This window comes from Streptomyces boluensis (assembly GCF_009908195.1).
Classification (GTDB): domain Bacteria; phylum Actinomycetota; class Actinomycetes; order Streptomycetales; family Streptomycetaceae; genus Streptomyces; species Streptomyces boluensis.
Genome location: NZ_JAAAHS010000612.1, coordinates 1 through 2,726, shown reverse-complemented (window position 1 = coordinate 2,726; position 2,726 = coordinate 1). Strand labels below are relative to the sequence as shown.

General features: G+C 72.2%; 3 protein-coding genes. 2 read left to right on the top strand and 1 reads right to left on the bottom strand.

Features of this window, described 5'->3' with window-relative positions:
* The coding region (locus GUY60_RS36595; protein WP_161705816.1) for a RidA family protein at nucleotides 1–308 on the bottom strand (308 nt) is incomplete at its 3' end.
* Between the two features lie 122 nt (nucleotides 309–430).
* Between GUY60_RS36595 and GUY60_RS36590 the strand changes: the two genes are divergently transcribed.
* Nucleotides 431–814, top strand: a complete 384-nt coding sequence (locus tag GUY60_RS36590; RefSeq protein WP_161705815.1) for a winged helix-turn-helix transcriptional regulator — start codon at nucleotides 431–433, stop codon at nucleotides 812–814.
* A 96-nt stretch (nucleotides 815–910) separates the two neighbouring features.
* On the top strand, nucleotides 911–2,726 hold a 1,816-nt coding region (locus GUY60_RS36585), incomplete at its 3' end, for a hypothetical protein (RefSeq protein WP_161705814.1).

The following is a 2,726-nucleotide window of genomic DNA, read 5'->3' as shown; positions in this document are numbered from 1 at the left end:
AGGTGGGCGGATGCTCGGGTGATGCCGGTCAGGAGGTGGGGCATCTTGTCGGGGGTCCAGTCGACTGCGTACACCGTCAGCTTCGCCACGTCCGCGAACGTGGCGTCCGCCGCGGCCAGGGCGGTGGCCACGTTGAGGTAGCACCGCTCCACCTGGGCCGCGAGGTCGCCCGCGCCCACCGTGTCGCCGTTCGCGTCCCAGGCGACCTGACCGGCGACGAAGACCAGGCGGGAGCCCGAGGCGAGGGACACCTGGTGGTAGGTGTCGATCGTGGGCAGGCCGTCGGGGTTGATGAGTGTGATGGGCATGTCGGCTGGGCCTCCTGGGCAGTGGGTGCGCGCGTTCACGTGGTCTCTTGTGGTGACTCGGGAACCGTAGGAGAGTGACCGCCGGCAAGGAAGAACGCACTTTTTGGTGACTGGGGAACCAGATGGTGAGCAAGCAGGTCAACGGCTCGAACGGCGACGCGGCGGACCTGCGGAGGGCCGACTCGCTGGCGCGGGAGATCTTCTCCGACGTGGCCAACAAGTGGGCGTTCCTGATCGTCGAGGCCCTCGGTGACGGCACCCTCCGCTTCAGCGAGGTGCGCGATGCCGTCGACGGCATCAGCCACAAGATGCTCACCCAGAACCTGCGCATGCTGGAGCGCAACGGCCTCGTCGACCGCCGCGTCCACCCCACCGTGCCGCCACGCGTCGACTACAGCCTCACCGCGCCGGGCCGGGCGCTGCGCGCCACCGTCGCCGGTATGTGCGGCTGGACCGAGCAGTACCTCGGCCAGATCGAGGCCGCCCGGCGACGCTTCGACGAATGATCCGGGGCGAGCCGCCGGCCCCTTCAACCTCCTTGCCCCGCAGGGAAGTTGGTACGACGATTGAGGCTCTTGCGAGGCGAGCGAGGGCGGGGGCCAGTGGTGTACGACGAGTGGGACGTGGGCTCCGCGCGTGACCTCGTCCTCGACGACTGGTTCACCCGGCAGCTCGTGCCCGCGCCCGGACACGTCCACCAGCGGGGCGTACTCGTACTCCTCGGCGGCCGGGGCAGCGGCAAGAGCGGTGTGCTGACGCGGTTCGAGGAGCGGGCCGCCAACACCCATGCCGTACGCGTCGACTGCGAACAGCTCCCCGAGAGCGTACGCAACCCGGTGGACGTGCTGGCCCGGATCGTGTTCGGGCTGAGCGCCACCGTGCCCGCGCTGCCGCCCCTGCAGCTGCCCGCGTACGCCACCCTGCGGCTCGCCCTCGCCGTACGCACGGACCGGGCCGACCGCGAGGCCGCGCTCGGCGAGTTGAGCGCGGCCCTCGACGACGGGCGCGGACGTGAGCAGTCCCTCGACCTGTTCGTGTCGCTCGCGGAGAAGCTCGGCTCGGTCGCCGGGATGCCCACCCTGGGGCTCGCCGCGCTGCCGTTCCTCTCCGAAGGCCTCAAGCGCTGGCAGCGGCACCGCATCCGGCGCGCCCTGCTGCGGCACGTCGACGCGCCCGCCTCGCCCGAGGACTTCCTCGTCGGACTCGGCCACGGCTTCCAGCACGGCGACGACCAGCAGCGCCGCCGCGCCCAGGAAGTGCTGACGCGCGCCTTCCTCGACGACCTGCGACGGGCGTACGGCACCGGCAGAGGCAGCGAACTACGCACCCTGCGCAGCCTGTTGCTGCTCGACAACGCCGACGACGAGCGCGGCCAGGCCTTCCTTGAGACCCTGCGCGCGGCGCGCCGCCACGGACCGCCCGACGGCGACCCGCTGGTGGTGGTGGCCACGGCACGCGAGCGGCCACGCCTCGTGGAACCCCTGAACGTACCGGCGGGCCGCCTCCTGACCTGCTGGTCCTCGCAGATAGTTGAGCCGGGCCCCGCGCGCACCGGTGGCGTCGACGCCGAGGAGGAGCGGTTCGAGCCGCTCGAAGTACGCGGCAAGCCGCACCTGCGCGTCGCCCAGCTCCGTACCCTGAACCGCGCCGAAGTGGCCGAACAGTGCCGCCCGCTCGTCGACCGGCTCCCGGCGACCGCTGGGGTGGACCGGCCGGCGGACTGGCTGGGCAGGATCGTCCACGACCTGACCGGCGGGCACCCCTTCGCCACCGCCGAGACCTTGCGGGAACTGCTTCAGTTCGACGACCAGGTCCCTGTCGTCACTCGGCTGCGTAAGCTCTACTCCCTTACCAGGGACCGGAGTTCGGTGGCCGAAGCGGCGTACCGGCGCATGTTCGGTGACGTGCCCAACGCGGTGCGCGCCCCGCTGCCACGCGTCGCCGCGGCCGCCGTTCCCGTACAGGCCCTGGCCGCCGACGCGTTGTGGGGACGCGGCAGCCATCAGCTGTTCCAGGTGACGGAGTTGATCGGCGACGAGCTCCGCTGCGACGTCCAGGCCGTCGACGGCGGCGACATCCTCCTGCTGCCGCCGATCGCCCGCCGCCACCTCCTGCAACGCCTCGCCCAGAGCGACACCGGCGCGGAGGCCGGCACCTGGACCGGCGCCCACCGCAGGCTCCGCGACTCCGTGCGCGACCGGGACGCCGCGTACCACCAGCTCGCACTCGGTGACGTACCGGCCGCGACCCGGTACCTGCACGACCTCCTGGAACAGGTGAAGGACGGCCGGGCCGGCATGCCGCGATGGTGCCGCGCGCTCTCCTGGGTGCAGCGCGCACCGCACCCGCGCCTGTGCACACCCGGCGACGGCCGCGAGGAGTACGAGGCGGGCGTCGCACGCCTCGGCAACCGGGTCC

What these genes read in the sequence shown, in the direction of transcription:
- GUY60_RS36590 (WP_161705815.1), top strand. Translation starts at nt 431, where the DNA reads ATGGTGAGCAAGCAGGTCAACGGCTCGAACGGCGACGCGGCGGACCTG.